Source organism: Thalassovita mediterranea (genome assembly GCF_001458435.1).
GTDB lineage: Bacteria > Pseudomonadota > Alphaproteobacteria > Rhodobacterales > Rhodobacteraceae > Thalassobius > Thalassobius mediterraneus.
This window is the reverse complement of sequence record NZ_CYSF01000005.1, coordinates 137,896-162,865: the sequence shown is the minus strand read 5'-3', so window position 1 is coordinate 162,865 and position 24,970 is coordinate 137,896. Positions and strand designations below refer to the sequence as shown.

The 24,970-nt window shown below is 58.1% G+C and carries 28 protein-coding genes; 18 read left to right on the top strand and 10 right to left on the bottom strand.

The window, feature by feature from the left end; translation table 11 throughout:
* Positions 1 to 26: 26 nt before the first annotated feature.
* The 5 genes from TM5383_RS03785 to ffh are packed head-to-tail and all read right to left on the bottom strand — an operon-like array spanning position 27 to position 3,395.
* Complete coding sequence (locus tag TM5383_RS03785; RefSeq protein WP_058317719.1) at positions 27 to 323, bottom strand: chorismate mutase; 297 nt, start codon at positions 321 to 323, stop codon at positions 27 to 29.
* The gene (locus tag TM5383_RS03780) at positions 316 to 918 is read right to left on the bottom strand and encodes a GNAT family N-acetyltransferase (RefSeq protein WP_058317718.1); all 603 of its coding nucleotides are present in this window, start codon (positions 916 to 918) and stop codon (positions 316 to 318) included. The genes TM5383_RS03785 and TM5383_RS03780 overlap by 8 nt, the downstream gene beginning before the upstream one ends.
* Entirely contained in the window at positions 918 to 1,472 is a 555-nt protein-coding gene (locus tag TM5383_RS03775; RefSeq protein ID WP_058317757.1) for a GNAT family N-acetyltransferase, read from the bottom strand. The genes TM5383_RS03780 and TM5383_RS03775 overlap by 1 nt, the downstream gene beginning before the upstream one ends.
* Before the next feature lie 23 nt (positions 1,473 to 1,495).
* The gene (locus TM5383_RS03770) at positions 1,496 to 1,849 is read right to left on the bottom strand and encodes a hypothetical protein (RefSeq protein ID WP_058317717.1); all 354 of its coding nucleotides are present in this window, start codon (positions 1,847 to 1,849) and stop codon (positions 1,496 to 1,498) included.
* 13 nt (positions 1,850 to 1,862) lie between these two features.
* Entirely contained in the window at positions 1,863 to 3,395 is a 1,533-nt protein-coding gene (ffh, locus tag TM5383_RS03765) for a signal recognition particle protein (protein WP_058317716.1), read from the bottom strand.
* A 380-nt stretch (positions 3,396 to 3,775) separates the two neighbouring features.
* On the opposite strand from ffh, the gene TM5383_RS03760 reads away from it, so the two are divergent.
* Complete coding sequence (locus TM5383_RS03760; protein WP_058317715.1) at positions 3,776 to 4,651, top strand: LysR family transcriptional regulator; 876 nt, start codon at positions 3,776 to 3,778, stop codon at positions 4,649 to 4,651.
* Position 4,652: 1 nt separating this feature from the next.
* The gene (locus TM5383_RS03755; protein ID WP_058317714.1) at positions 4,653 to 5,540 is read left to right on the top strand and encodes a DMT family transporter; all 888 of its coding nucleotides are present in this window, start codon (positions 4,653 to 4,655) and stop codon (positions 5,538 to 5,540) included.
* Between the two features lie 20 nt (positions 5,541 to 5,560).
* Here the strand turns inward: TM5383_RS03755 and TM5383_RS03750 are convergent, their stop codons facing one another.
* Positions 5,561 to 5,914, bottom strand: a complete 354-nt coding sequence (locus tag TM5383_RS03750) for an ArsR/SmtB family transcription factor (protein WP_058317713.1) — start codon at positions 5,912 to 5,914, stop codon at positions 5,561 to 5,563.
* Between the two features lie 271 nt (positions 5,915 to 6,185).
* On the opposite strand from TM5383_RS03750, the gene TM5383_RS03745 reads away from it, so the two are divergent.
* The 5 genes from TM5383_RS03745 to TM5383_RS03725 all read left to right on the top strand — a co-directional run bounded on the left by TM5383_RS03745 (position 6,186) and on the right by TM5383_RS03725 (position 8,751).
* Positions 6,186 to 6,515, top strand: a complete 330-nt coding sequence (locus TM5383_RS03745) for an AtpZ/AtpI family protein (RefSeq protein WP_058317712.1) — start codon at positions 6,186 to 6,188, stop codon at positions 6,513 to 6,515.
* A 3-nt stretch (positions 6,516 to 6,518) separates the two neighbouring features.
* Positions 6,519 to 7,277: a F0F1 ATP synthase subunit A gene (locus TM5383_RS03740; RefSeq protein WP_058317711.1), complete on the top strand. Its 759-nt coding sequence runs from the start codon at positions 6,519 to 6,521 to the stop codon at positions 7,275 to 7,277.
* 65 nt (positions 7,278 to 7,342) lie between these two features.
* Complete coding sequence (locus TM5383_RS03735; protein WP_058245531.1) at positions 7,343 to 7,567, top strand: F0F1 ATP synthase subunit C; 225 nt, start codon at positions 7,343 to 7,345, stop codon at positions 7,565 to 7,567.
* Between the two features lie 82 nt (positions 7,568 to 7,649).
* Positions 7,650 to 8,189: a F0F1 ATP synthase subunit B' gene (locus TM5383_RS03730; protein WP_058317710.1), complete on the top strand. Its 540-nt coding sequence runs from the start codon at positions 7,650 to 7,652 to the stop codon at positions 8,187 to 8,189.
* Positions 8,190 to 8,193: 4 nt separating this feature from the next.
* Positions 8,194 to 8,751 carry a F0F1 ATP synthase subunit B gene (locus tag TM5383_RS03725; protein WP_058317709.1) on the top strand — a complete coding sequence of 186 codons (558 nt, stop codon included), beginning with the start codon at positions 8,194 to 8,196 and terminating at the stop codon, positions 8,749 to 8,751.
* 77 nt (positions 8,752 to 8,828) lie between these two features.
* Here TM5383_RS03725 and TM5383_RS03720 read toward each other — a convergent pair whose 3' ends face one another.
* Positions 8,829 to 9,302 (bottom strand): GNAT family N-acetyltransferase, encoded by a 474-nt coding sequence (locus tag TM5383_RS03720; RefSeq protein ID WP_058317708.1) that lies wholly within the window; start codon positions 9,300 to 9,302, stop codon positions 8,829 to 8,831.
* A 32-nt stretch (positions 9,303 to 9,334) separates the two neighbouring features.
* Entirely contained in the window at positions 9,335 to 10,174 is an 840-nt protein-coding gene (locus TM5383_RS03715) for a prephenate dehydratase (RefSeq protein WP_058317707.1), read from the bottom strand.
* Positions 10,175 to 10,296: 122 nt separating this feature from the next.
* Between TM5383_RS03715 and TM5383_RS03710 the strand changes: the two genes are divergently transcribed.
* The 5 genes from TM5383_RS03710 (at position 10,297) to TM5383_RS03690 (ending at position 16,761) form a co-directional block, all read left to right on the top strand.
* Positions 10,297 to 10,818 (top strand): c-type cytochrome, encoded by a 522-nt coding sequence (locus tag TM5383_RS03710; RefSeq protein ID WP_058317706.1) that lies wholly within the window; start codon positions 10,297 to 10,299, stop codon positions 10,816 to 10,818.
* Positions 10,819 to 11,050: 232 nt separating this feature from the next.
* Positions 11,051 to 12,970, top strand: coding sequence for an extracellular solute-binding protein (locus tag TM5383_RS03705; protein WP_058317705.1), 1,920 nt, complete (start codon positions 11,051 to 11,053; stop codon positions 12,968 to 12,970).
* Positions 12,971 to 12,978: 8 nt separating this feature from the next.
* The gene (locus TM5383_RS03700; protein ID WP_058317704.1) at positions 12,979 to 14,067 is read left to right on the top strand and encodes a microcin C ABC transporter permease YejB; all 1,089 of its coding nucleotides are present in this window, start codon (positions 12,979 to 12,981) and stop codon (positions 14,065 to 14,067) included.
* Between the two features lie 4 nt (positions 14,068 to 14,071).
* Positions 14,072 to 15,190, top strand: coding sequence for an ABC transporter permease (locus TM5383_RS03695; RefSeq protein WP_058317703.1), 1,119 nt, complete (start codon positions 14,072 to 14,074; stop codon positions 15,188 to 15,190).
* Positions 15,187 to 16,761 (top strand): ABC transporter ATP-binding protein, encoded by a 1,575-nt coding sequence (locus tag TM5383_RS03690; RefSeq protein WP_058317702.1) that lies wholly within the window; start codon positions 15,187 to 15,189, stop codon positions 16,759 to 16,761. The genes TM5383_RS03695 and TM5383_RS03690 overlap by 4 nt, the downstream gene beginning before the upstream one ends.
* 113 nt (positions 16,762 to 16,874) lie before the next feature.
* On the opposite strand, the gene hemN is transcribed toward TM5383_RS03690, so the two are convergent.
* Positions 16,875 to 18,230 carry an oxygen-independent coproporphyrinogen III oxidase gene (gene hemN / locus TM5383_RS03685; RefSeq protein ID WP_058317701.1) on the bottom strand — a complete coding sequence of 452 codons (1,356 nt, stop codon included), beginning with the start codon at positions 18,228 to 18,230 and terminating at the stop codon, positions 16,875 to 16,877.
* Between the two features lie 64 nt (positions 18,231 to 18,294).
* On the opposite strand from hemN, the gene fnrL reads away from it, so the two are divergent.
* Positions 18,295 to 19,041, top strand: a complete 747-nt coding sequence (gene fnrL, locus TM5383_RS03680; RefSeq protein WP_058317700.1) for a transcriptional regulator FnrL — start codon at positions 18,295 to 18,297, stop codon at positions 19,039 to 19,041.
* Between the two features lie 75 nt (positions 19,042 to 19,116).
* Here the strand turns inward: fnrL and TM5383_RS03675 are convergent, their stop codons facing one another.
* A complete protein-coding gene (locus TM5383_RS03675; protein ID WP_058317699.1) occupies positions 19,117 to 19,956 on the bottom strand; it encodes a universal stress protein in 840 nt (279 codons plus the stop codon).
* A gap of 226 nt (positions 19,957 to 20,182) precedes the next feature.
* Between TM5383_RS03675 and ccoN the strand changes: the two genes are divergently transcribed.
* From ccoN to TM5383_RS03650, 5 genes are all read left to right on the top strand, one after another.
* The gene (ccoN, locus tag TM5383_RS03670) at positions 20,183 to 21,787 is read left to right on the top strand and encodes a cytochrome-c oxidase, cbb3-type subunit I (RefSeq protein ID WP_058317698.1); all 1,605 of its coding nucleotides are present in this window, start codon (positions 20,183 to 20,185) and stop codon (positions 21,785 to 21,787) included.
* Positions 21,788 to 21,801: 14 nt separating this feature from the next.
* Complete coding sequence (ccoO, locus tag TM5383_RS03665) at positions 21,802 to 22,533, top strand: cytochrome-c oxidase, cbb3-type subunit II (RefSeq protein WP_058317697.1); 732 nt, start codon at positions 21,802 to 21,804, stop codon at positions 22,531 to 22,533.
* A 14-nt stretch (positions 22,534 to 22,547) separates the two neighbouring features.
* On the top strand, positions 22,548 to 22,739 hold the full coding sequence (locus TM5383_RS03660) for a CcoQ/FixQ family Cbb3-type cytochrome c oxidase assembly chaperone (RefSeq protein ID WP_058317696.1): 192 nt from the start codon (positions 22,548 to 22,550) through the stop codon (positions 22,737 to 22,739).
* A gap of 3 nt (positions 22,740 to 22,742) precedes the next feature.
* Positions 22,743 to 23,612, top strand: a complete 870-nt coding sequence (gene ccoP, locus TM5383_RS03655) for a cytochrome-c oxidase, cbb3-type subunit III (RefSeq protein WP_058317695.1) — start codon at positions 22,743 to 22,745, stop codon at positions 23,610 to 23,612.
* A 425-nt stretch (positions 23,613 to 24,037) separates the two neighbouring features.
* On the top strand, positions 24,038 to 24,922 hold the full coding sequence (locus TM5383_RS03650) for a LysR family transcriptional regulator (protein WP_058317694.1): 885 nt from the start codon (positions 24,038 to 24,040) through the stop codon (positions 24,920 to 24,922).
* Positions 24,923 to 24,970 lie beyond the last annotated feature (48 nt).

Below are 24,970 nucleotides of genomic sequence, written 5' to 3'. Positions count from 1 at the left end.
CAGGGTGGTGCCTGCCCAACGGTTTGTTATTCCTGATGTTTCTTGTGGTGCTGAATGACCTCAGCAATGATGAAATTCAGGAAATTCTTGGCAAACTCGGGGTCCAGATCGGCCCGTTTTGCAAGATCTTCGAGGCGTGCGATCTGTTTGGCCTCACGGGCCGGATCGGACGGTGGCAGATCGTGGGTCGCTTTCAGCTTGCCCACGGCCTGCGTGTGTTTGAACCGCTCGCCCAGAGTGTAGACGAGGATCGCATCCAGACGGTCGATGCTTTCGCGGTGCTCTTTCAGCACCTCGGCGGCGCGGGTCACGGCGTCAGTCAAGTGCAAATCCTTTCGGTTTGAACAGTGGGTCGGCGTAGTTGGCGATCTCCATCTCGATGCCGTGGCTCAGCTGGCTGTCGCGCAGCTGATCGGCGGTGGGATGGCGGTAAACGATGTCGTGGCCGTCAACGGTGGCGGCCTCTGGGTCTTTGATCGCGCCCAGACGTTCTGCCAGACGGATCGAGTCGAGGTTTTTGGGATCGATATACGAAACGGCGGTGTCCCAGTTCATTTCCGCATAGAGGTAGTCACGCACCGCGTGCGTTGCCTCTAGGGCGTAGCCATGACCGGCAACCTCAGGCCAGATGATCCAGGCCAGCTCGGCCTCGGGCCATTTCGCCGGTTTCCAGCCGCCAGCCATGCCCAGCGTCTTGCCGCTGTCGCGATCGTAGATGACCCACATGCCATAGCCGCGGATCTGCCAATGGCCGATCTCTGCCGCGTAGAGCATCCATGTTTCATAATCATTCAGCGGCCCGCCCATGAAACGGGCGCGGTAGCTGGTGAAGGTGGATTTGAAACTGGGGTACGCTTCCGGCGTGGGGCCACGCAGGATCAGGCGTTTGGTTTCCAGAACGGGGATTTCTACAGGCATTATGCGTAGGCCTCCATTCCACCGTTTTCGATGTCTGCAGGGGCCATATGGCGCCAAACCTCGACATCGCCAAAGCGAACGTGACTGAACACGCCGTCTTGTGCCGCCCCCATGCGCTGCGCAACACTGCGCGAGGCGTGGTTTTCTGGCGCGATCAGCGAAATCACCGTCTGCCAGCCAAGGACATCATAGGCGAAGCTACGCGCGGCCAGTGCGGCCTCTGTCGCGTAGCCTTTGCCACCGAAGCCGTCGAACAGATCCCAGCCGATTTCCGGCTCGGGCCAGCCTTCGGGGTTCCACAGGCCAACCATGCCGCATGGCTGTTCAGAGGATTTTTCCACCAGCGTCCAGCGGCCATAGCCCATCAGGTTCCAATGTCCTGCTTCCAACGCCAGATGACGCCAGACCTTTTCACGGTCCATCTGGCCGCCCACATAGCGGGCCCGCTCGGAATCATAGAACGCGCAAAGCGGTTCAAAATCGCTGATCGACGGCGCGCGCAGGATCAGGCGATCTGTTTCCAAGGTGGGGATATGTGTGCTGGTCTGGGTCACGGTGTGTGTCGATCCGGCTGCAATCAGTTGGCGGGGATGAACGGACACTCGTCCAGTTCAAAGATCATGCTGGTGGTTACGCCGCCTGCGTTTGGCTGTGCGTCACGGCTGAGGATGCGGACCTCACGGCAGCCGGTTTTGCGGCGCAGTTCAGTATCCGCGCGGGCAAACAGCTGTGTGTAGCCAAGCGAAGCACCAGTTTCTTCAAAGACCACTTCGGCCTCATCGCGGCGTGCGGTGATGGTGGCGGGGATGCCATCCAGAACCGTGCGGTAATCACCACGCACGGGGCCATCGTTTTGCGGCGCCAAATCAACGGTAACGAAGTCGCCGCAGGCAGCCAGCAACAGTGCCGAAGAAAGGAGAAGGGGTTTCATCGCCATTATCCTATCACTTCTTCTTGCCAAAACCGGACAGGCCACCGGGCAAGCCGCCCAGACCGCCAAGGCCAGGCAGACCGCCGGGCAGGCCTTTGCCGCCGTCCATCGCCTTTGCTGCGGCTTCTAGTGCTTTGGGGTCCATCTGGCTGGGATCCATGCCACCCATTGCGGCCATGTCAGCAGGCGAGCCGCCTTTGCCCATCAGACCTTTCATGGCCTGTTTCATCATCTTGCCTTTGCCCATTTTGCCCATCTTCTTCATCATGTCCGCCATCTGGCGGTGCATTTTCAGAAGTTTGTTCAGGTCGCTGACCTGTTGGCCAGCACCGGCTGCGATACGCTTTTTGCGGCTCGCTTGCAGCAGGGCAGGGTTGGCGCGTTCTTTCTTGGTCATCGACTGGATCAGGGCGATCTGACGTTTGATGATGCTGTCGTCAAAACCGGCGTCCTGCACCTGCTTGGCCATTTTTCCCATGCCGGGCATCATGCCCATGATGCCTTCCATGCCGCCCATTTTCAGCATCTGTTCCAGCTGCATCTTCAGGTCGTTCATGTTGAACTGACCCTTGGTGAAGCGCTTCATCATCCGTTCAGCCTGTTCGGCCTCGATGGTTTCCTGCGCTTTTTCCACCAGGGCAACGATGTCACCCATGCCAAGGATACGGCCCGCGATCCGGTCCGGCTCAAACGTTTCGAGCGCGTCCATCTTTTCGCCAAGGCCGACGTATTTGATCGGTTTGCCAGTGACAGCGCGCATCGACAGAGCTGCACCGCCACGACCGTCACCGTCCATACGGGTCAGCACAACGCCGGAGATGCCGATTTTATTGTCGAACTCTTCTGCCACCTCAACGGCGACCTGACCGGTCAGGCCATCGACGACCAGCAGGGTTTCACGGGGGCTGACGACATCGCGGACATCCTCAACCTCTTGCATCAGAACTTCGTCGATCTGCAGACGACCGGCGGTGTCCAGCATGTAGACATCATAGCCGCCCATGACGGCCTGTTGTTTGGCGCGTTTGGCGATATCCACGGGTTTTTGGCCCGGAACGATCGGCAGGGTGTCCACACCGATCTGCTGGCCCAGAACCGCCAGCTGATCCATCGCTGCCGGACGGTAGACGTCGAGCGAGGCAAGCAGGACGCGTTTGCCGTCTTTTTCCTTCAGCCGTTTGGCCAGCTTACCGGTGGTGGTGGTTTTACCCGAGCCCTGTAGACCGACCATCAGGATCGGGGCGGGCGGGTTGTCCACCTTCAGCGCGCCGGGATCACCTTCGCCGCGCAGCACGTCGATCAGGGCGTCGTGAACGATCTTGACGACCTGCTGACCGGGCGTCACCGATTTGGTGACGGCCTGACCGGTGGCCTGTTCCTGTACTTTCTTAACGAAGTCACGGGCGACGGGTAGGGAAACGTCCGCTTCCAACAGGGCAACGCGCACTTCGCGCAGGGCGGTTTTGACGTCCTCTTCGGACAGGGCGCCCTGTTTGGTCAGACGATCAAAGACGCCGCCAAGGCGTTCAGATAGATTTTCAAACATTGGCGCCGCTCCTAAACTTCACCTAATTCCAACTGCCCTACAGGTAGGCAGCAAAGCCCCATATGCCAATGTCCCCCGTGGGCGAAACTCGCTGACGGGGGGCGATCCTTGCAAAAGCATAGGACCGGAAGACAATAGGGGCTTCCGGATGTTGGGGTGGCGATACGCCGATTGGGGCACAGAGTCAAGCAATGTTGACTCTACCGCTGTTGCGCATCGCCCAACTGACGCCGGATCGCGGGTGATCGACCCATTGGTGATCTCATCTGGCGTTGGCGAACACAACTTGCGCAAGCTGTGCCTGTGTGTGATATTTTGCACAGATCCCAGCGGATCGGGACACACTCTACATATCACATTATATATGAACGGAGAGCAGCATGGAAAACTGGGATGAGGTACGTACCGCCTATCAGGTGGCCAAGATGGGCACAGTGAGTGGTGCGGCAGAGATCCTGGGCGTTCACCATGCGACAGTGATCCGGCACATTGATGCGTTAGAGGCCCGCCTGGGCGTGAAGCTGTTCCAGCGGCACGCGCGTGGTTACACCCCGACCGAGGCGGGGACCGATCTGATGCGTGTGGCCCAGACCACCGATGAGCAACTGAGCCAGCTTGCCAGCCGCGTGAAGGGGCAGGGCAATGATGTGTCGGGGGAGTTGGTCATTACCTCGCTATCCGGTCTGGCGCCGTTGTTAATGCCGGCATTGGCGGACTTTCAGGACAAATACCCCGATGTGATCCTGCGCTTCCTGACCGGCGATCGCCTGTTCCGTCTGGAATATGGCGAAGCGCACGTCGCGATTCGTGCGGGCGCTGTGCCCGAAGAGCCGGACAATGTGGTTCAGCCGCTGATCGAACAGAACACCACGCTTTATGCCGCCAAGAGCTATATCGACCGGTTTGGTATGCCTGAAACGGTGGCGGATTTTGTCAACCACCGCTTTATCTGTGCCGATGATCGCAACAGCCGCGCGCCGTTCATTCGCTGGATATGGGAAAACATCCCAGAAGAAAACATTGTCTTCCGCTCGTCTGATATTCGGGCGTTGCAATTGGCGGTGCATGAAGGGATGGGCATCGGCGTCACCACCACGTGGAGCGCACAGCGCAATTCCGAATTGGTCGAGATTACAGCACATGCCCAGACATGGCCCACACCCCTGTGGTTGGTGACCCACGTGGATTTGCATCGCACCACCAAAGTTCAGGCCTTCCTCAATCATCTTAAGGAATACGCGAAAGACTGGTCCTAATATGTCGCAAGTCATGCGCGGGCATCTGGCGATGCTGTGCTTTTCTGCGTTGGTGGCGGGTTCGTTTTCGTTGGGCTCTCTGGCGGCGAATGAAATGGCGCCTGCTGCGCTGAACGCGGTGCGCTTTGCCATCGCAGCGGCGGTATTGGGGCTGGCTGCCAAGGCGACCGTGGGCCTGCCGCGTGGGATGTGGCAGGCGCCGTGGCGCTACGGCGCGCTGGCTGTGGTGTTTGCCAGCTACTTCATCCTGATGTTTGAGGGGTTGAAAACCGCGCCACCTGTGTCAGCTGCGGCGGTCTTTACCCTGACCCCTATCATGAGCGGTCTGGCGGGGTATATCCTCTTGCGGCAGGTCACCACGCGCCACATGGCATTGGCGCTGTTGATTGGCGCGGTTGGCGCGCTTTGGGTGATCTTTCGCGCGGATCTGTCGTCCCTGTTGGGATTTGAGGTCGGCAAGGGCGAAGCGATTTATTTCATCGGCTGCGCGGCACATGCGATCTACACCCCACTGGTGAAAAAGCTGAACCGCGGTGAAACCGCTTTGCAGTTTTCCTTTGGCGTCACGCTGGCCTGTTTCTTTGTCGCGCTCATTTGGGGTTGGGGCGACCTTGCAGCCACCAACTGGGGCGCGCTGCCGTCGATTGTGTGGATCACTATATTATACGTCGCGCTGGCGGCGTCAGCGGCAACCTTTGTGCTGTTGCAATTCGCCGCCCTGCGCCTGCCTGCGGCCAAGGTGATGGCCTACACCTATCTGGTGCCCTCATGGGTTTTGGTCTGGGAGGTGGCGTTGGGCAACGGTGTGCCACAGATTCTGGTGCTGGGTGGCGTGGCATTGACGATCGTGGCGCTGGTCATGCTGCTGAAGGATGAGGCGCCGGCATAAGGGCAGCATGGCGCGGCGGCTTAATCGCCCGCGACCTCGGTGCCCTCGTCGGACAGCTCAACCTCCAGAAAGCGTTCAAAGGCATCCAGATTGATCGCCTCAAACTGGCCAAAGCTTTGCATCCAAACGCTCGCCTCGCGCAGGGCGTCCGGTTCCAGCTTGCACCATTTCACCCGCCCGCGTTTTTCCTGACTGATCAGACCCGCATTGGCGAGGATCACCAGATGTTTGGAAATCGCGGCCAGCGACACCTCAAACGGGTCCGCCACATCGGTGACGGCCATGTCGTCTTCTAGCAGCATCGACAGGATCTGACGGCGGGTCGGATCGGCGAGGGCAGCAAAGACGGTGTCGAGGGTGGGCTTTTGAACCATGCCTTTGCCTAGCGGTTCTATGCGGGCGCGGTCAATGGGGCGTGGTGGTGTGGTTTGTGGGGCTGAGAAAGATCAACCAAAGGGTTGAATATGGAATTTCGCCCCGATAGGCGCGCTGTTGGCGCTATCGGCGTTTTGGGGGGCGCGACGGGTGTTTTGGTAAGTGTTTTAAATCATAGGCTTAGCGGTCATTCTATGCGCCATTCTGCACTGTTGACTCTGCGCCTTCATCCCCTTAGCAAGGCGCCAGTCATCCATAGGGGCTTTGCGCGTGACCGATCCTGAGCAAAAACAGCGACTAGAAGCGCTGGAAGCGAAGATCGAGGCAGCCAAAGAGGCACAATCACCGGGGCCCCGGGCGGATGAACACTATTCCATGGCCAATCAGGCTTGGCGGATGGTGGTCGAAATGGTTTCCGGTCTTGGGATCGGGTTTGGCATAGGATACGGGCTGGACAGCCTGCTGGGAACGATCCCGATTTTCCTTGTCATATTCACATTGTTGGGTCTAGCGGCGGGTGTGCAGACGATGATCCGCACCGCACGTGAGATCGAAACGAAGAAATTGGCCGAAGAGGCCGAAAAGGATGAGAGGGCATAAGACGTGGCAAGCGAAGCACATGGCGCCGAAGAAGGTGGTCTGGTTTTCCACCCCATGGATCAGTTCATCGTCAAGCCGCTGTTCGGCGGTGACGAGATTGCATGGTACACCATCACCAACGTGACCCTGTGGATGGCGCTGGCTGTTGTTGCGATCATCGCAATGATGGTTGTCGGCACCTCGCGCCGCGCCATGATCCCGTCGCGCAGCCAGTCGATCGGCGAACTGGCCTACGGCTTCATCTACAAGATGGTCGAGGACGTTGCTGGTAAGGACGCGGTAAAGTTCTTCCCCTACATCATGACCCTGTTCCTGTTCATCGTTTTCGCCAACTTCCTTGGCCTGATCCCGATGAGCTTCACCACCACGTCGCACTTCGCTGTGACCATCGCGCTGGCCCTTCTGGTTTTCGTAACCGTGACCGCCGTTGGTTTCATCAAGAACGGCATGTCGTTCCTGGGTCTGTTCTGGGTCAGCTCCGCACCGCTGGCGCTGCGTCCGATCCTGGCGATCATCGAACTGATTTCCTACTTCGTGCGCCCCGTGAGCCACAGCATTCGTCTGGCAGGCAACGTGATGGCCGGCCACGCGGTTATCAAAGTGTTCGCAGGCTTCGCTGCGCTGGCCGTTGTCAGCCCCGTGTCGATCCTGGCGATCACCGCAATGTACGGTCTTGAGGTCCTGGTGGCCTTCATTCAGGCCTACGTCTTTACCATTCTGACCTGTGTGTACCTGAAGGACGCACTGCACCCGTCGCACTAATCGACGGCCACGGTCTGAACACTGAACACCACTTATTCTAACTTCCAATCGTAAGGAGATACACAATGGAAGGTGAACTCGCACACATCGGCGCCGGTCTGGCAGGTCTGGGTACTGGTCTCGCAGCTCTGGGTGTTGGCAACGTTGCTGCTAACTTCCTGGCAGGCGCACTGCGCAACCCGTCGGCAGCAGCGTCGCAGACCGCGACCCTGTTCATCGGCATCGCATTTGCAGAAGCACTGGGCATCTTCTCGTTCCTGGTTGCTCTGCTGCTGATGTTCGCCGTCTAAGCCTTACGGAACACATCCTTACGGCGGGGTGGATGCGGTATCGCATTCACCCCGTGTAACGAAGTTCCCTAAGGAGGACGTTATGGCGAAAGAAACCACCGCCGCACACGGCACCGAGGCAGCTGCTTCGGCACCGGGCATGCCGCAGCTGGACTTCTCCAACTGGGGCAACCAGATTTTCTGGCTTCTGGTCACGCTGGTCGTGATCTATTTCGTCCTGTCGCGCATCGCGCTGCCGCGCATTGCCGCGGTTCTGGCCGAGCGTCAGGGGACCATCACAAACGACATCGCCAAAGCCGAAGAGCTGAAAGCGAAAGCGGTTGAAGCGGAAGAAGCCTACAACAAGGCTCTGGCCGACGCCCGTGCAGAAGCACAGCGCATCGCCGCCGAAACCAAGGCTGAAATGCAGGCCGAACTCGACGCAGCGACCGCCAAGGCCGATGCAGAGATCGCCGGCAAACTGGCCGAAAGTGAAAAAGCTATCGCCGAGATCCGTGCGAACGCCGTGGCCTCCGTTGAAGCGGTTGCCAAGGATACTGCAGCGGAACTCATCACTGCCCTGGGCGGTGAAGCCGATGCCAAAGACGTAGACGCAGCTGTGGCTGCCCGCATGAAAGGGTAAGGGAATGCGTAAACTTGCAACTCTCGTCGCTCTGACCGCGGCCAGCCCCGCCTTTGCTGCTTCTGGCCCGTTCTTCTCGCTGCGCAACACCGATTTCATCGTGTTGCTGGCGTTCATCCTGTTCGTTGCCATCCTGCTGAAGTTCAAAGTTCCGGCCACTATCGCCGGTCTGCTGGACAAACGCGCCGATGACATCAAAAACGAACTGGACGAAGCCCGCGCCCTGCGTGAGGAAGCACAGGGTATCCTGGCTTCTTATGAGCGCAAGTCGAAGGAAGTTCAGGAACAGGCAGACCGCATCGTGGCGCAAGCCAAAGCCGATGCAGCCGCCTTTGCTGAGCAAGCGAAAGCAGATCTGGAAAAGTCGATCGAACGTCGTCTGGCTTCTGCAAAGGACCAGATCGCATCCGCCGAAGCTTCGGCTGTGCGTGACGTGCGTAACGCAGCGATTTCCGTTGCTGTTGCCGCTGCCGGTGACGTTGTCGCCAAGCAGATGAACGCAACCGCCGCGAACAAGCTGATCGACGCTGCCATCAGCGAAGTGGACGCAAAACTGCACTAAGCGGTTTTTGGGACATCGAAATTCAAAACACCCCGTGGCTTCGCTGCGGGGTGTTTTGGTTTTGGAGGGATGCGTGTTTAGCGCAGATGCTTTTCCAAGCGGGTATTGTGCATCATTACGCCTGCGCGTTCGAACTCATTACGTTCCAACGTTGTGAAGTCGTGGCGTAGGAAGAATCGCTTTGCCGCCTCGCTGGCCTCAACATAAAGCCGCTCGAGGCCTGTGGTGCGTGCCTCTGCCTCCAGCGCTTCATAAAGCGCCTCACCGACCCGCGCAGACCGGTGATCGGGATCGCGGTAGAAGCAGTCGATATGGCCGTCTGCCTGCAACTCAATAAAGCCGATGGGGGTGTCGGTGTCAGTGACCGCCACCCAAACCTGATGACCACCACGGGTGATGCGGTTCAAATAGCGTTCGGGGCCCGCGGAAACAGGGCTCCAGGCGTTGAGCTGATCCTGTGAATAGTCCTCCCGCGCAGTGGCCTGCACCGCGCGGTGAAAGATTTGTTCCAGGATTGCTGCGTCCTCGGTCCGAAAGGGACGGATGTGCATGGTCTTGTCCTTTCGGGGACGGTTCGCTTACCTCAGCTGCCGTGATGCGGCCGCGCAGCAGGGTAAACGCCGACGATTTTCAGCTCATTGGTGAAATAGCTCAACTCATCCAAGGCCAGCTGCACATTGGCGTCATCCGGGTGACCCTCAATATCCGCATAGAACTGAGTCGCGGTGAAGGAACCGTTCTTCATGTAGCTTTCCAGCTTGGTCATGTTGACGCCGTTGGTGGCAAATCCACCCATCGCTTTATAAAGCGCTGCGGGAATGTTTCGGACCTCAAACACAAAGGTGGTGATCATCCCACTGTCACCGCGCCGCGCGTGATTGGGCTCACGCGACATGATGACAAAGCGGGTGGTGTTGTGGCCGTGATCCTCAATATCCTTGGCTAGCACGTTCAGCCCGTAAATCTCTGCCGCCAGTTCTGACGCAAGCACGCCGGTTGTGCGATCCTCTCGTTTCGACAGATCGGCAGCGGCACCAGCACTGTCAGCGGCCGCTTCGCCGCGAATCCCATGTTTCTGCAGGAAGTTGGCGGATTGCGGCAGCAGGACCAAATGGGCCTGAACCTTTTCCAGATCAGCGATGTCGACGCCATGATGGGCCATCAGGGCGATGCGGACCCGCACAAAGGTTTCGCCAATGATATGCAGTCCGCTTTCGGGTAGCAGGCGGTGAATATCAGCCACGCGCCCGTAGGTGGAATTCTCAATCGGCAGCATCGCAATGTCCGCATCACCGTTGCGCACAGCGTTGATAACGTCTTCAAACGTGCGGCAGGGCAGGGCTTCCATCTCTGGGTAGGTGTTGCGGCAGGCCTCATGTGAATAGGCGCCTAAGTCCCCCTGAAAGGCGATGCGATTGGTCATAAGTGTTGTTTTCCTGTCAAATAGGGCGCACTAGGGCGTTTGGTCGCGCAAACTATACCTTGCGCAACGATAGGGGAAGCAGGTAGATACGCGCCTGAACTTATGTAACAGACGGGCGACCCATGCTTGATACGATGACCCTTACCAAAGCCGGAGGTGCATTTTGTGGTGCGCTGCTGGTATTCCTGCTTGGCAACTGGGCGGCAGAGGCACTCTACAGCACGCATGCAGGCGGCCATGGTGATCACCATGCGCAGGCTTACGTGATCGACACAGGTGCAGATGACAGCCACGGCCGCGCAGCCGAAGAAGGCCCCGACTTCGCCACCCTGCTGGCCGAAGCGGACGTAGCCAAAGGCGCAAAAGTTTTTGGCAAATGTAAAGCTTGCCACAAACTGGAAGATGGCGCGAACGGCACTGGCCCGCACCTCTTCGGGATTGTAGACCGCGCTGTGTCTTCGGCAGACGGTTTTGCTTACTCGGGCAGCCTGGTGGCTGTGGCGGACACTTGGTCGGTCGACAACCTGAACGGCTTTGTTGAAAACCCCAAGAAATTCGCGCCCGGCACCAAAATGTCCTTCTCTGGCCTGAAGAAAGAGAAAGACCGCGCCAACCTGATCGCCTATCTGCAAAGCCTGCAGTAAGCTGCGATCCCGCGTAGAAATCATGAAAGGCCGCTGCTGATTGCAGCGGTCTTTTTGTTTTGGCGTGCTGGTGCGGCTGGTTCGACGGCATCTTTCTTTGGCAATATGCGGCAAGCGGCTGGCATTGCTTCACTATCCGGTGAGGGGTACCTTGATGTGCCCGTGCCAGCGCTTTAGCTTGAAGTGCAAAGAGGTGCGCGTCATGCGTTCCATCAGCTGGAGGAACTCTCGAATGGTATCACCCAAACCGCAAGCCCGATCCCGTGTGAAAGCCGCTGCGCGTCCTTCGTTTGATGCAAGTAAGGCCTTCTGGCTTGGGGCAGGTGCGACTGTGCTGGGTTTGATGAGCTGGGCGCAGCAGGCTGCGGCAGAAGAGGTGATTACCACTCACGGCTATAACTTCTTTGGTGAACTGGAATATCCGGCTGATTTTGATCATCTGCGCTACGTGAACCCTGACGCCCCAAAGGGGGGGGAGATTTCCACATGGGCACCTGGAACCTTTGACAGCTTCAACCTTTATACCCGCAAGGGTAACGCAGGTGCGTTGGCCACTATTGGCCATGAAAATGTGCTGACGACCTATGCGGATGATCCAACGGCGGTTTACTGTTTCCTCTGTACCACGATGGAATACCCCGAAGGCATCGCATGGGTGGATTTCAACCTGCGTGACGACGTCACCATGGCGGATGGCACACCGTGGACGGGCCATGACCTGAAATTCACCTTTGATCTGTTCATGACCGATGGCCTGCCGTCTTTCCGCGCGGCCTTTGGCGCCTTTGTGGAAGAAGTCGAGGTGTTGGACACCTACAAGGTGCGCTTCCGCTTCTCGCCCGACAGTCCTGAACGTGACCGGATCGGTCTGGCGGGTGGCATGCCCGCCTTTTCGCAGAAGTGGTTTGAAGACAATGACTATAAGCTGCAGGACGCCAATGTGCTGCCGATCATGGGCACCGGCGCCTACATGCTGGACAGCTACGACATCCCCAGCCGCATCACTTATGCACGCAATCCCAACTACTGGGCGGCGGACCTGCCGGTGAATAAGGGGCGCAACAACTTTGACCGGATTCGCGTCGAGTACTTCGGTGATTCTGTCGCTGCTTTTGAGGCGTTCAAGGCGGGGGCCTACACGTTCCGCTCAGAAAACAGCTCCAAGACATGGGCGACGGGCTATGATTTCCCCGGCCTCAACAACGGTTACGTCAAAAAAGAAGAGCTTGCCGACGGTTCGTTGTCGTTGATGCAGAGCTACGTTTTCAACCTGCGCCGAGAGAAGTTTCAGGATCCCCGCGTCCGCGAAGCTGTCGGTCTGATGTTCAATTTCGAATGGTCGAACGAGTCGTTGTTCTATGGTCTCTACGACCGTGTGACCAGTTTTTGGGGCAACTCTGACCTGCAGGCCATCGGCGCGCCGGATGCGGATGAACTGGCGCTGTTGCAGCCGCTGGTCGATCAGGGGCTGCTGGAAGCGTCGATCCTAACGGACGAAGCGGTGATCCCGCCAGTTTCTGGCAGCCGCCAGCTGGACCGCAAGAACCTGCGCCGCGCCTCTGCGCTGTTGGATGAGGCGGGCTGGATGGTTGGCGACGACGGTATGCGCCGCAAGGACGGACAGCTGTTGCAGATCGAATTCCTTGACGACTCCCCAGCCTTTGATCGCATCACCCTGCCGTTTGTCGAAAACCTGAAACGGTTGGGGATCGAGGCAGTGCTGAACCGTGTGGATCCTGCGCAGGCCACTGAGCGCAGCCGTAAGTATGATTTCGACATGACCACCCATAATGGCCGCATGGCGCGTGAGCCTTCGACCAACCTGAAACAGTGGTTCGGCTCCGAAGGTGTGAACGAAAGTTCCCGTAACCTGATGGGCGTTGCGGATCCGGCGGTGGATGCGCTGATCGAACATGTCACGTCTGCGACCAGCAAGGCCGAATTGCAGACCGCGGTTCACGCGCTGGACCGTGTGCTGCGCGCCAAACGGTTCTGGGTGCCGCAGTGGTTCAAGAACAGCCACACCGTTGCCTATTACGACATGTTTGAATACCCCGAACCCCTGACCCCCTTTGCACGGGGCGAATTGGATTTCTGGTGGTTCAACGCAGAAAAGCATGAGGCGCTGATCGCCGCCGGCGCGCTGAGGTAACAAAACAAATGGGTGCCTATATCCTGCGCCGGCTGTTGCTGGTGATCCCGACGCTTCTGGGGGTGATGATCGTCAACTTTGCCCTCGTGCAATTTGTGCCCGGTGGCCCGATCGAACAGATCATTGCCCAGCAACAGGGCGAAGGGAACGTCTTTGAAAGCTTTGACGGTTCAGGGTCCGAGGTATCCGCCACGGATGTCGGCAGCGGCAATGACACCTATCAGGGCGCCCGTGGTCTGCCGCCGGAATATATCGCCGAGTTGGAGGAAGAGTTCGGCTTCGACAAGCCGCCGCTGGAACGGTTCCTGAACATGATGTGGAACTACATCCGGTTTGATTTTGGCGAAAGCTACTTCCGCTCTGCCTCGGTCATTGATCTGGTGATCGAAAAGCTGCCGGTGTCAATCACGCTGGGCCTGTGGTCCACCGTCATCGCCTATCTGGTGTCGATCCCGCTGGGCATCCGCAAGGCGGTGCGCGATGGATCACGCTTTGACACATGGACGTCCGGCCTGATCATCGTGGCCTATGCGATTCCGGGCTTTCTGTTCGCGATCCTGCTGCTGGTTCTGTTCGCCGGCGGATCCTACTGGCAAATCTTCCCGCTACGGGGGCTGACATCGGACAATTGGGATCAGCTGAGCCTTTGGGGCAAGATCGTGGATTACCTCTGGCACATCACGCTGCCGGTTCTGGCGTCGACCATTTCTGCCTTTGCCACGCTGACGCTGCTGACGAAAAACAGCTTCCTTGATGAGATCAAGAAGCAATACGTCATTACCGCCCGTGCCAAGGGGTTGAGCGAACATCGCGTCCTTTATGGCCATGTGTTCCGCAACGCGATGCTGATCGTGATCGCGGGCTTCCCTGCGGTGTTTATCGGCGTCTTTTTCGGTGGGTCGTTGATCATTGAAACGCTGTTCAGCCTGGATGGTCTGGGACGCATGGGCTTTCAGGCGGCGGTGCAACGGGATTATCCGATTGTGTTCGGCTCACTTTTTGTCTTTGGCCTGATCGGGCTGGTGGTCGGGATCATTTCCGATCTGATGTATGTGCTGGTCGATCCGCGCATCGACTTTGAAAAGCGGGAGGGCTGAGGCCATGGCGCGTTTCTTTACCCTGTCGCCCCTCAACCGCCGCCGCTGGTCAAACTTCAAGGCCAACCGCCGCGCCTACTGGTCGCTGATCATCTTTGGCGTTTTGTTCACCATTTCGCTGTTTGCGGAACTGGTGGCGAATGAAAAGCCGATCCTAGTCAGCTATCGCGGTGAGTTGTTTGCGCCCGTGGCGAAGTTCTATCCCGAAACCACCTTTGGCGGCGATTTCCGGACCGAGGCGAAATATACCGATCCCGAAATTGAATGCCTGATCCAAACAGGTGGCGTGCAGGACTGCTGGGATGATCCAGAGGGGATCGTTGAACAGATCGCTGCGGGCACCTATCAGGCCGAAGGGTTCCATGAGGGTTGGACGCTGTGGCCGCCGATCCGCTACAGCTACACCACACAGGCGGACCGCCCCGGCGCGGCACCACTGCCGCCCAATGGCGACAACCTGCTGGGCACCGATGACACCAAACGCGACGTGCTGGCGCGGGTAATCTATGGCTTCCGCCTGTCGATCCTGTTCGCGCTGATCGTCACCACACTGTCCAGCATCATCGGCATCATTGCGGGGGCAGTGCAGGGGTATTTCGGCGGTTGGGTTGATCTGATTTTCCAACGGATTATCGAGATTTGGTCCGGCACCCCGTCGCTCTACGTGATCATCATCCTGTTTGCGATCATCGGGCGAAGTTTCTGGTTGCTGGTCTTTATCACCGTGCTGTTCGGCTGGATCAATCTGGTGGGCGTTGTGCGTGCCGAATTCCTGCGCGCCCGCAATCTGGAATACGTCCGTGCGGCCAAGGCGCTGGGGGTGTCGAACGTCACCATCATGTTCCGCCACATGCTGCCTAATGCGATGGTCGCCACCGTCACGCTGCTGCCCTTCATCGTCACCGGCACTCTGGCGACGCTGGCGGGCCTCGATTTCCTCGGCTTCGGCTTGCCGTCCTCGGCGCCGTCGCTGGGCGAGTTGACCTTGCAGGCGAAACAGAACCTTCAGGCGCCGTGGCTTGGCTTCACCGCGTTTTTTGTCTTTGCCATTATGCTGTCCCTCCTTGTTTTCATCTTCGAGGGTGTGCGCGATGCGTTTGATCCAAGGAAAACCTTTCAATGAGCATTCTTGAGGTCAAAGATCTGACCGTCAGCTTCCGTCAGGAAGGTAAGGTCAACATGGCCGTGAAAGGCGTGTCCTTCACGGTGGATCGCGGCGAAACCGTTGCGCTGGTGGGTGAAAGCGGATCGGGAAAATCGGTGACGGCGATGTCGACTGTGTCGCTCCTCGGTGAAAACGCTACTGTTGGTGGGTCGGTCACCTATGATGGCGCCCAGATGATCGGCGCGTCTGAGGCAGAGCTGCAACGCGTGCGCGGCAACGACATCTCCTTCATCTTTCAGGAACCGATGACGTCCCTGAACCCGCTGCACACGATTGAAAAGCAGTTGGCAGAATCGCTGATGCTGCATCAGGCGATTGCCGCTGATGCGGCGCGGGGGCGGGTGCTGGAATTGCTGGAAAAGGTGGGCATTCGTGACGCTGAAAGTCGCCTGAGCAGCTATCCCCACCAACTGTCCGGTGGGCAACGCCAGCGGGTGATGATTGCGATGGCATTGGCCAATAAACCCGACGTGCTGATCGCGGACGAGCCGACCACCGCGCTGGATGTGACCATTCAGGCGCAGATCCTGGATCTGCTGGTGGAGCTGAAGGAAAGCGAAAACATGGGGCTGTTGTTCATCACCCATGACCTTGGCATCGTGCAGAAGCTGGCCGATCGGGTTTGTGTGATGAAGGACGGTGAGATTGTTGAAACCGGCCCTACGGCTGAGGTGTTTTCCAACCCGCAGCATGAATATACCAAAACGCTGCTGTCAGCCCGTGCCGGTGGTGTTCCGACGCCTGTGTCAGCAACGGCAGAGACGATTCTGACCACGGACCAGTTGCGCGTCTGGTTCCCGATCCAACGTGGGTTTTTCAAACGTACAGTGGGCCATGTAAAGGCGGTGAATGAGGCGTCTTTGTCCCTGCGTGCCGGTGAAACACTTGGCATTGTCGGCGAGTCGGGGTCGGGCAAAACGACGCTGGCCTTGGCGATCATGCGATTGATCGCTTCTGAGGGTGGCATCAATTTTGAGGGACGCGATATTCGCGATCTGTCGACCAAGGCGTTGCGCGCGCTGCGCAAGGACATGCAGATCGTGTTTCAGGATCCTTTCGGCAGCCTGTCGCCCCGAATGAGCTGTGCCCAGATCATCGCCGAAGGGCTGGGTGTGCATGGCACCGACGGTGGTGATCCCCGCGATAAAGTGGCCGCTGTGATGGAAGAGGTGGGGCTGGATCCCGCCACGATGGACCGCTACCCGCATGAGTTTTCCGGCGGTCAGCGTCAGCGGATCGCGATTGCCCGCGCGATGATCCTGAACCCGCGTCTGGTGGTGCTGGATGAACCGACATCGGCGCTGGATATGACGGTGCAGGTGCAGATCGTTGATCTGCTGCGCGATCTGCAACAGCGCTATGGGCTGGCCTATCTGTTTATCAGCCACGACCTGCATGTGGTCCGCGCGATGAGTCACAAGATGATCGTGATGCAGCACGGTGACGTGGTCGAGGCTGGAGAGGCCGAAGCGTTGTTCACCAACCCGCAGACGGAGTATGCGCAAACGCTATTGGCGGCGACGATGTGATTGGGAGCGCCCCGCGTTCGAACCGCGGGGGCGAAGCGAAGCGCCGGCCCCGTTGGGGGCGGTTCGGGCGCTGCCAAATCTTTGATTTGGCATTTTGCTTCTTGCGCTCTGTCTTAAATCGCCGAGCTATGCCCAGCCTTTGACAGATCATAGGCGTCAAAGGCGCGGGCGATCATGCGGGTCAGGGGGCGTGCCGCCTCGGGGATGAACAGGTCGCCATTGCGACGATCCAGCAATCCGGCGAAAGCCTGATCCGCCTCGTCCAGCATACCTTGCAGACGCAGGCGCGAGACATCGAAGCTTTCCATCAACTCCGCACTGTCGATCTTGAAGTCGCACATGATCATCTCGATCATCCGGCTGCGCAGGCGATCCTCATCGGTGAAACGGTGGCCCTTGGTGACCGAAAACCGCCCTTCGCGGATCGCGGCGGTATGCGCGCCAGTGGCCGGTGCGTTCTGAGTGAACCCCTGCGGGAACCGCGAAATGGAAGACGCACCAACCCCGATCAGCACCTCGGCGGTGTCGTCGGTGTAGCCCTGAAAATTCCGGCGCAAACGCCCTGCTTTCTGGGCGATGGTCAGGCCATCGTCCTGCGTGGCGAAGTGGTCGATGCCGATTTCGGCGTAGTTGTCCCAGACAAACAGACGACGGGCGGTTTCAAACAGCTCCAACCGCTCTTCGGGGGTGGGCAGGGCATCCGACGGGATCATCTGCTGGCGTTTGGCCATCCACGGCACATGGGCGTAGCCGTAAAGGGCAACGCGATCAGGTTCCAGCGACAGAAGCTTCTGTACGCTTTCCGTAATGCGTTCTTGGCTTTGGTGCGGCAGGCCAAACAGAATGTCGGCGTTCAGGCTGTAAACACCATGGGACCGGATCGCCTCGACCGCGTCGCGGGTGACGTCATAGCCCTGGATACGGCCGATGGTTTGCTGGATTTCGTCATCAAAATCCTGAACCCCGATCGAAGCGCGGTTCATCCCCGCTGCGGCCAACACCTTCAGGCGGGCATCGTCGATTTCGTTCGGGTCAATCTCGACTGAAAACTCTGCGTTGGGCGCAAAGGGTGCAACGTCCGCGATTGCTTCTGCCAGATCGTTCATCATCTCAGGGCTCAACAAGGTGGGCGTCCCACCGCCCCAATGCAGCCGTGATAGGGTGATGCCGTCCGGCAATTGCTGTTTCAGCAGCTTCAGTTCCGCCTTCAGCGTCTCCAAATAGGCGGCGACGGGAGAATCACTTTGGGTCCCTTGAGTGCGGCAGGCACAGAACCAGCACAACCGGCGACAAAATGGCACATGCACATAGAGAGAGACACTGGATTCAGGTGCCAAGGCACTGATCCAGTTGGCATAATCCGAGCCGTTAACCTCGGTCGAGAAGTGCGGGGCCGTCGGGTAAGATGTGTAACGCGGGACCTTCGCGTCAAACAGTCCCAGTTTGGCAAGTTGCGTTTTCGTTTCCATGCGAATAGCATTTATGAGAACGAGGTCATGCTATCCTTGACCCAGATCAAGCGCGAACGGTCCAATGTACAAAGAGATTTCCCTGCCTGAGGCGCACGATTGTGCGGACTGTCCGATTCGCCACAGGGCTGTTTGTGCCCGTTGCGATGCGGATGAATTGGAACAGCTGGATGCCATAAAATACTATCGCAGCTTTCAGGCAGGTCAGACTGTCGTGTGGTCGGGGGATCAGATGGACTTTGTCGGGTCCGTCGTTTCCGGCATCGCGACCTTGACCCAAACCATGGAAGATGGGCGCACCCAGATGGTTGGCCTGCTGCTGCCCAGCGACTTTGTCGGTCGTCCGGGACGCGAGGGGTCTGCCTATGACGTGGTTGCGACGACCGATCTGGTGATGTGCTGTTTCCGCAAGAAGCCGTTTGAGAAGATGATGGTGGAAACGCCGCATGTTGCTCAGCGTCTGTTGGAAATGACGCTGGATGAACTGGACGCGGCGCGTGAATGGATGCTGGTGCTGGGCCGTAAAACTGCACGTGAAAAGATCGCCAGCCTGTTGTCGATTATCGCGCGCCGTGATGCGACGCTACATTTGCGCCCTGCCAAAGGTAAACTGGTTTTTGATCTGCCGCTAACCCGTGAGGCAATGGCTGATTATCTGGGTCTGACGCTGGAAACCGTGAGCCGCCAAATCTCTGCGCTCAAGCGGGATGGTGTGATCCAACTGGAAGGCAAACGTCACGTGACGGTACCGGATCTGGATCGCCTGCTGATCGAGGCAGGTGATGACAGCGACGGCGGTATGTTTGCCTGATCCGTTATCAATGATGAGTATAGAAAAGGCGGACCTGATGGTCCGCCTTTTGTGTTTTGAAAGCCTGGCTGGGTTTTAATGTGCCATGAAGACTGGCACGGGGGACAGTTCCAGCATGTCCCTTGTCGCACCGCCAAGGATTGCCTCGCGGAAGCGCGAATGCCCATAAGCGCCCATAACCACCAGATCAGAGGCGCCATCCGCGACATGGCGCAGAATGACATCTGCAACGCGCGGCATGGTTTTGGACAGCACGTCGATTTCCGCCCGCACACCGTGGCGGGCCAGAAACTGTGATAGGCGGCCACCGGGATCGGATCGTTCTGGGCCATGTTGCGGGGGATCAATCACCGCAACGCGCACGCGGTCAGCTTCTTGCAGAATTGGCAAGGCCGCCCGGGTTGCGGCCAATGCTTCGGGGCTTTCGTTCCACGCTAGGGTGATCACTTTTGGCGTTACAATGGGTTTCGCCTCGGTCGGGATCACCATCACGGGAATGCCGCCGTCGAACAGCATCGCTTCGACGATACCCTCCAGTTCGATGCCCATGCCTTCGCCATAGGGGCGCGCAGCGATCCCCAGATCGCTGAAGCGGGCGCGATTGCCGATATGGCGTCCCATATCTGCCAGTTGGGTCACGCCGTTGTCTAAACCCCAAAGGATATCTTGGGTGTGCAGGCGGCGTTCGGCTTCTTCGGTTAGCGCTTTCACTTCGTCATGGGCACGTTCAAGCGATTGCTGAATGACCATCGCGTTACCGCCGCCATAATAATATCCCGCTTGGGTCCGATCGACGCCAAGGCAAAGCGCATCAAAGTGTGCGTCATACTTTCGCGCAAGCGCCGCAGATTGATCTATCAAACTGGGCATCAGGTCAGGATCCGACAGCGCAGAGAACAGTGTTTTATAGGCCATTTGCGAAATCTCCTGTCCGAATTGGATGTCGCGCAGCCTAACCTCGGGAAACTGATGCGACTTTGATACGCATCAATGTGCGTTTTGCCCATGTTAGATGATGTTTACAGAGCGGAGTCTTGATGCAGATCAAGGCGCTGAAACGCGTGGAAACGCAAAAAACCGCCAGTCTGGAACCGCCCGCGCGATAAAGAATCACGTGGGTTCAGAGACGAAGGGACGCAAAATGGTTAACTATATCAAGCTGATCGTGCTTGGTTTGGCTGCGCTTGGGGCGCTGATCGCGGCCAACTATGGTCGCGATCTGGCCTACACCGTGAATATGCTGATTGCAGCATCGTTCGCGATCGTGGCCTTTATTTACACACTGCGCCGGACCGATGAGCCGGCTGGTGCAGACGTATCGGGTGAATATCTGGATGGTGTGATCCGCTTCGGCGTGATCGCGACCGCCTTCTGGGGGGTGGTGGGCTTCCTCGTGGGTGTCGTCATCGCATTCCAGCTGGCTTTCCCGGCACTCAACCTCGATTTCATGCAGGGCTACACCAACTTTGGTCGTCTTCGCCCACTGCACACTTCGGCGGTTATTTTCGCATTCGGCGGTAACGCACTGCTGGCCACCTCTTTCTACATTGTACAGCGGACCTCTGCTGCACGTCTTTGGGGCGGCAATCTGGCGTGGTTCGTTTTCTGGGGTTACCAGCTGTTCATCCTGATGGCAGCAACCGGCTACCTCTTGGGTGCAACCAACGCGAAAGAATACGCTGAACCCGAATGGCACATCGACCTGTGGCTGACCATTGTTTGGGTTTGCTACCTGCTGGTCTTTGCTGGCACCATCATGAAGCGGAAAGAGCCCCACATCTACGTGGCAAACTGGTTCTTCCTCGCCTTCATCATCACCATCGCGATGCTGCATATCGTCAACAACCTGGCGATCCCGGTTTCGATCTTCGGCTCCAAGTCGGTTCAGGTCTTCGCCGGTGTTCAGGACGCAATGGTTCAGTGGTGGTACGGCCACAACGCTGTGGGCTTCTTCCTGACCGCGGGTTTCCTCGGCATGATGTACTACTTTGTTCCCAAACAGGCTGAGCGTCCGGTTTATTCCTATAAACTGTCGATCATCCACTTCTGGGCGCTGATCTTCCTGTACATCTGGGCTGGTCCGCACCACCTGCACTACACCGCGCTGCCTGACTGGGCTTCGACCCTTGGCATGGTGTTCTCGGTTGTTCTGTGGATGCCCAGCTGGGGCGGCATGATCAACGGTCTGATGACCCTGTCGGGTGCATGGGACAAGCTGCGCACCGACCCTGTGATCCGTATGATGGTGATCTCGATCGGCTTCTATGGCATGTCGACCTTCGAAGGTCCGATGATGTCGATCCGCGCCGTGAACTCGCTGTCGCACTACACTGACTGGACCATTGGTCACGTACACTCTGGCGCTCTGGGTTGGAACGGCATGATCACCTTTGGTGCGCTGTACTTCCTGGTACCCAAGCTGTGGAACCGCACCGGTCTTTACAGCCTGCGCCTGGTATCCTGGCACTTCTGGCTGGCCACCATCGGCATCATCTTCTACGCCGCCTCCATGTGGGTGACCGGCATCATGGAAGGCCTGATGTGGCGTGAAGTTGATGCAAACGGCTTCCTGGTGAACTCGTTCGCCGACACCGTAAGCGCCAAGTTCCCGATGTATGTTGTGCGCGGCCTGGGTGGGGTTATGTTCCTCGCTGGTGCAATCATCATGTGCTACAACCTCTGGATGACTGTGAAACGCTCCCCTGCCACTGAGGCACAGGGTCCCGTTGCAGTCCCGGCTGAATAAGGAGGGCCGGACAGATGGCAATTCTTGATAAACACGCGATCCTCGAGAAAAACGTTACCCTGTTGGCAATCTTTGCCTTTCTGGTCGTAACCATCGGCGGCATCGTGCAAATCGCACCGCTGTTCTGGCTGGAAAACACCATCGAGGATGTAGAGGGCATGCGCCCCTACACCCCGTTGGAACTGGCTGGCCGTGAAATCTATATGCGCGAAGGCTGCTACGTCTGCCACAGTCAGATGATCCGCCCGATGCGCGATGAACATGAACGTTACGGTCACTATTCGCTGGCTGCGGAATCGAAATACGATCACCCGCACCAGTGGGGCTCCAAACGGACCGGTCCTGATCTGGCCCGTGTTGGTGGTCGCTATTCGGATGAATGGCATGCAGACCACCTGCGCGATCCGCAGGCCGTGGTGCCTGAATCGGTGATGCCGAAGTATGGCTTCCTTGAGCATGCAAAGCTGGACAGCCGTTACATCGGTGAACTGATGGCGACCAACCGTATCGTAGGTGTGCCTTACACCGACGACATGATCGCCAACGCCGAGGCTGACTTTGCCGCTCAGGCGGATCCTGACAGCGACTATGACGGTCTGTTGGAACGCTACGGTGAGGACTCGGTTCAGGTGCGTAACTTCGACGGCACTGCAGAACTGACCGAAGCGGATGCGCTGATCGCCTATCTGCAGATGCTGGGCACCTTGGTTGATTTCTCGACCTTCACCCCTGATGCAAGCCGCTAAGGAGGGATCAGGACATGGAAACCTATTCCCTGCTCAGAGAGTTTGCGGATAGCTGGATGCTCTTGACGCTGTTTGGGTTCTTCATGGGGGTCGTGTTCTTTGTAATGCGCCCCGGAAGCACCAAGACCTACAGCAACGTCGCGGATATCCCCTTCCGGCACGAAGACAAGCCCGCTGTACGCAGCGGTGACGCCAAGGAGGCGTGAGAAATGGCTAAAAAACCAACGCAACACCAAGACGTCGGCACCACGGGCCATTCCTGGGACGGCATCGAGGAACTGAACACGCCGCTGCCGCGCTGGTGGCTGTGGACCTTCTACGCCTGTATCGTGTGGGGCCTCTACTATGTGGCTGCATACCCTGCATGGCCGCTGCTGAAAGAAGCCACCCCCGGCTTCTTGGGCTTCTCGACCCGCGGTGAAGTCGCTCAAGACATCGCCGAGTTCGAAGCCCGTCAGGCGCCGATGAACACCAAGCTGGCTTCGGCCGAGCTGACTGCAATTGCTGATGACGCAGAGCTGGTAGGCTATGCAAACTCGGCCGGTGCTGCAGTTTTCAAAACCTGGTGTGCACAGTGTCACGGTTCCGGTGCAGACGGTGCAGTCGGCTATCCCAGCCTGATCGACGATGATTGGCTCTGGGGTGGTGACATCGAATCGATCCACACCACGATCACTGTTGGCGTGCGTCAGCCCACCGACGAAGACTACCTGCGTCAGTCGGAAATGCCGGCCTTCGGCAAAGACGAACTGCTGGAAGTTGAGCAGATCGATCAGGTCGTGAACTATGTGATGTCTCTGTCGGGTGAACCGAAAGACGCCACAATGGTTGCCGATGGTGCCGTTGTTTTCGAAGAAAACTGCGCATCGTGCCACGGTGAAAGCGGCGAAGGTGACATAGATCAAGGTGCGCCGAAGCTTTCGGATGCAATCTGGCTCTATGGCGGCAGTTACGACGCCATCCGCGAGTCGGTCTACAATGCCCGTTATGGCGCTATGCCAGCCTGGGCAGAGCGCCTCTCCGAGGCAGAGATCCGCGCGGTTGCCACCTACGTCCACACCCGTGGTGGTGGTCAGTAACACCGAAATACCCCGGGGCGTTTCCCGACGCCCCAGGGGCTGGCACCGGCCCTTCCGTCCTGTTCGCGCGTTTCCTGGAAGGCCGGTGCCGCTTTTGTTAGGTATTTGGTTCCGCCCCGCAATTTTGCCGGGGCTTTTTTAATGCCTACGGCCTGAAATGGACGTTTGATTTTGGCCGATCTTGCCCCCTGCACGCAGCCGTGGTTTGGCTGCGCGATGGTCCGCTGAACGATGTTTGGGGTCTCTTCTACCCGTTACCTGACGCGCGCTGGGCTGACCTGTTTGGCGGGTTGCAGTCAGGAAGCTTTGTGCAAAGATGTTAAACATGATCTAATCCTTCTGTGTGCTGTCCTGGTAATCTTTGGCCTGTTAGTTAGGCTTTGACGACTGCACTTAGGATTTTGATATGTAAGGTGGTGTTACATATGGGTTGGCGCTCCCTACCGCCGATGACGGCATTGCGGGCCTTTCTGGCCTTTCATGAAACCGGCAATATGTCTGCCGCTGGTCGGTCGTTGAATGTCAGCCATGCGGCAATATCACAGCAGATCAAGGCCCTAGAGGCGGAGCTGGGGCTGACCCTGCTGGATCGGCGTGGGCGGCAGACCCATCTAACCGCTGCCGGGCAACAGCTGGCAGAGGCAACAGCGCGCGGATTTGGGGAAATGGAGCGCGTGGTTGAGGAGTTGACCGCAGGCGATTCGACGCGGCCCTTGCAAATCTCGGTCACACCGTCGTTTGCCGCAGCTTGGTTGATGCCACGATTGGCGGATTTTCGTAGCAAGCACCCAGATGTTGCGCTGATGATTGATCCCTCGGCAGATCTGAAACCGTTGGAACCGGGCGGGATTGATGTTGCGTTGCGCTATGGCGACGGGATTTGGCCTGGGCTCGCGGTGCGATTATTGGTTCCATCGCCGGTAGTTTTGGTTGCAGCGTCAGATCTGGTGCCCAAAACGCCGGACCTACTGCCCGAAGATTTACTGGGCCTGCCGTGGTTGCAAGAGTTGGGCACGCATGAGGCCAGCAAATTGTTGCGCCAGCGCGGTGTGATGAGCGATCCCGCATTGGGTATGTCGTCGATGCCGGGCAACCTGATGCTTGAGGCGCTGCGCATGGGGCAAGGGGTAGGGGTTTGCGCCCGCGCCTTGATCGAACCTGATATTCAGGCAGGCCGCCTGCGCGTGTTGTTCGAAGAAGACAAAAGTACAGAGCGCGCCAAGGGCTATCATATGGTCACCCGACCCGGTGTGCAGCGTCCGCCGCTAAAGATATTTGCGAATTGGTTGGTGCGACAAAGCGGCCAATAGGTGAATTCCAGATGTGAGTTTGATGCAGGTCAAAGTATTCAGTCGGGT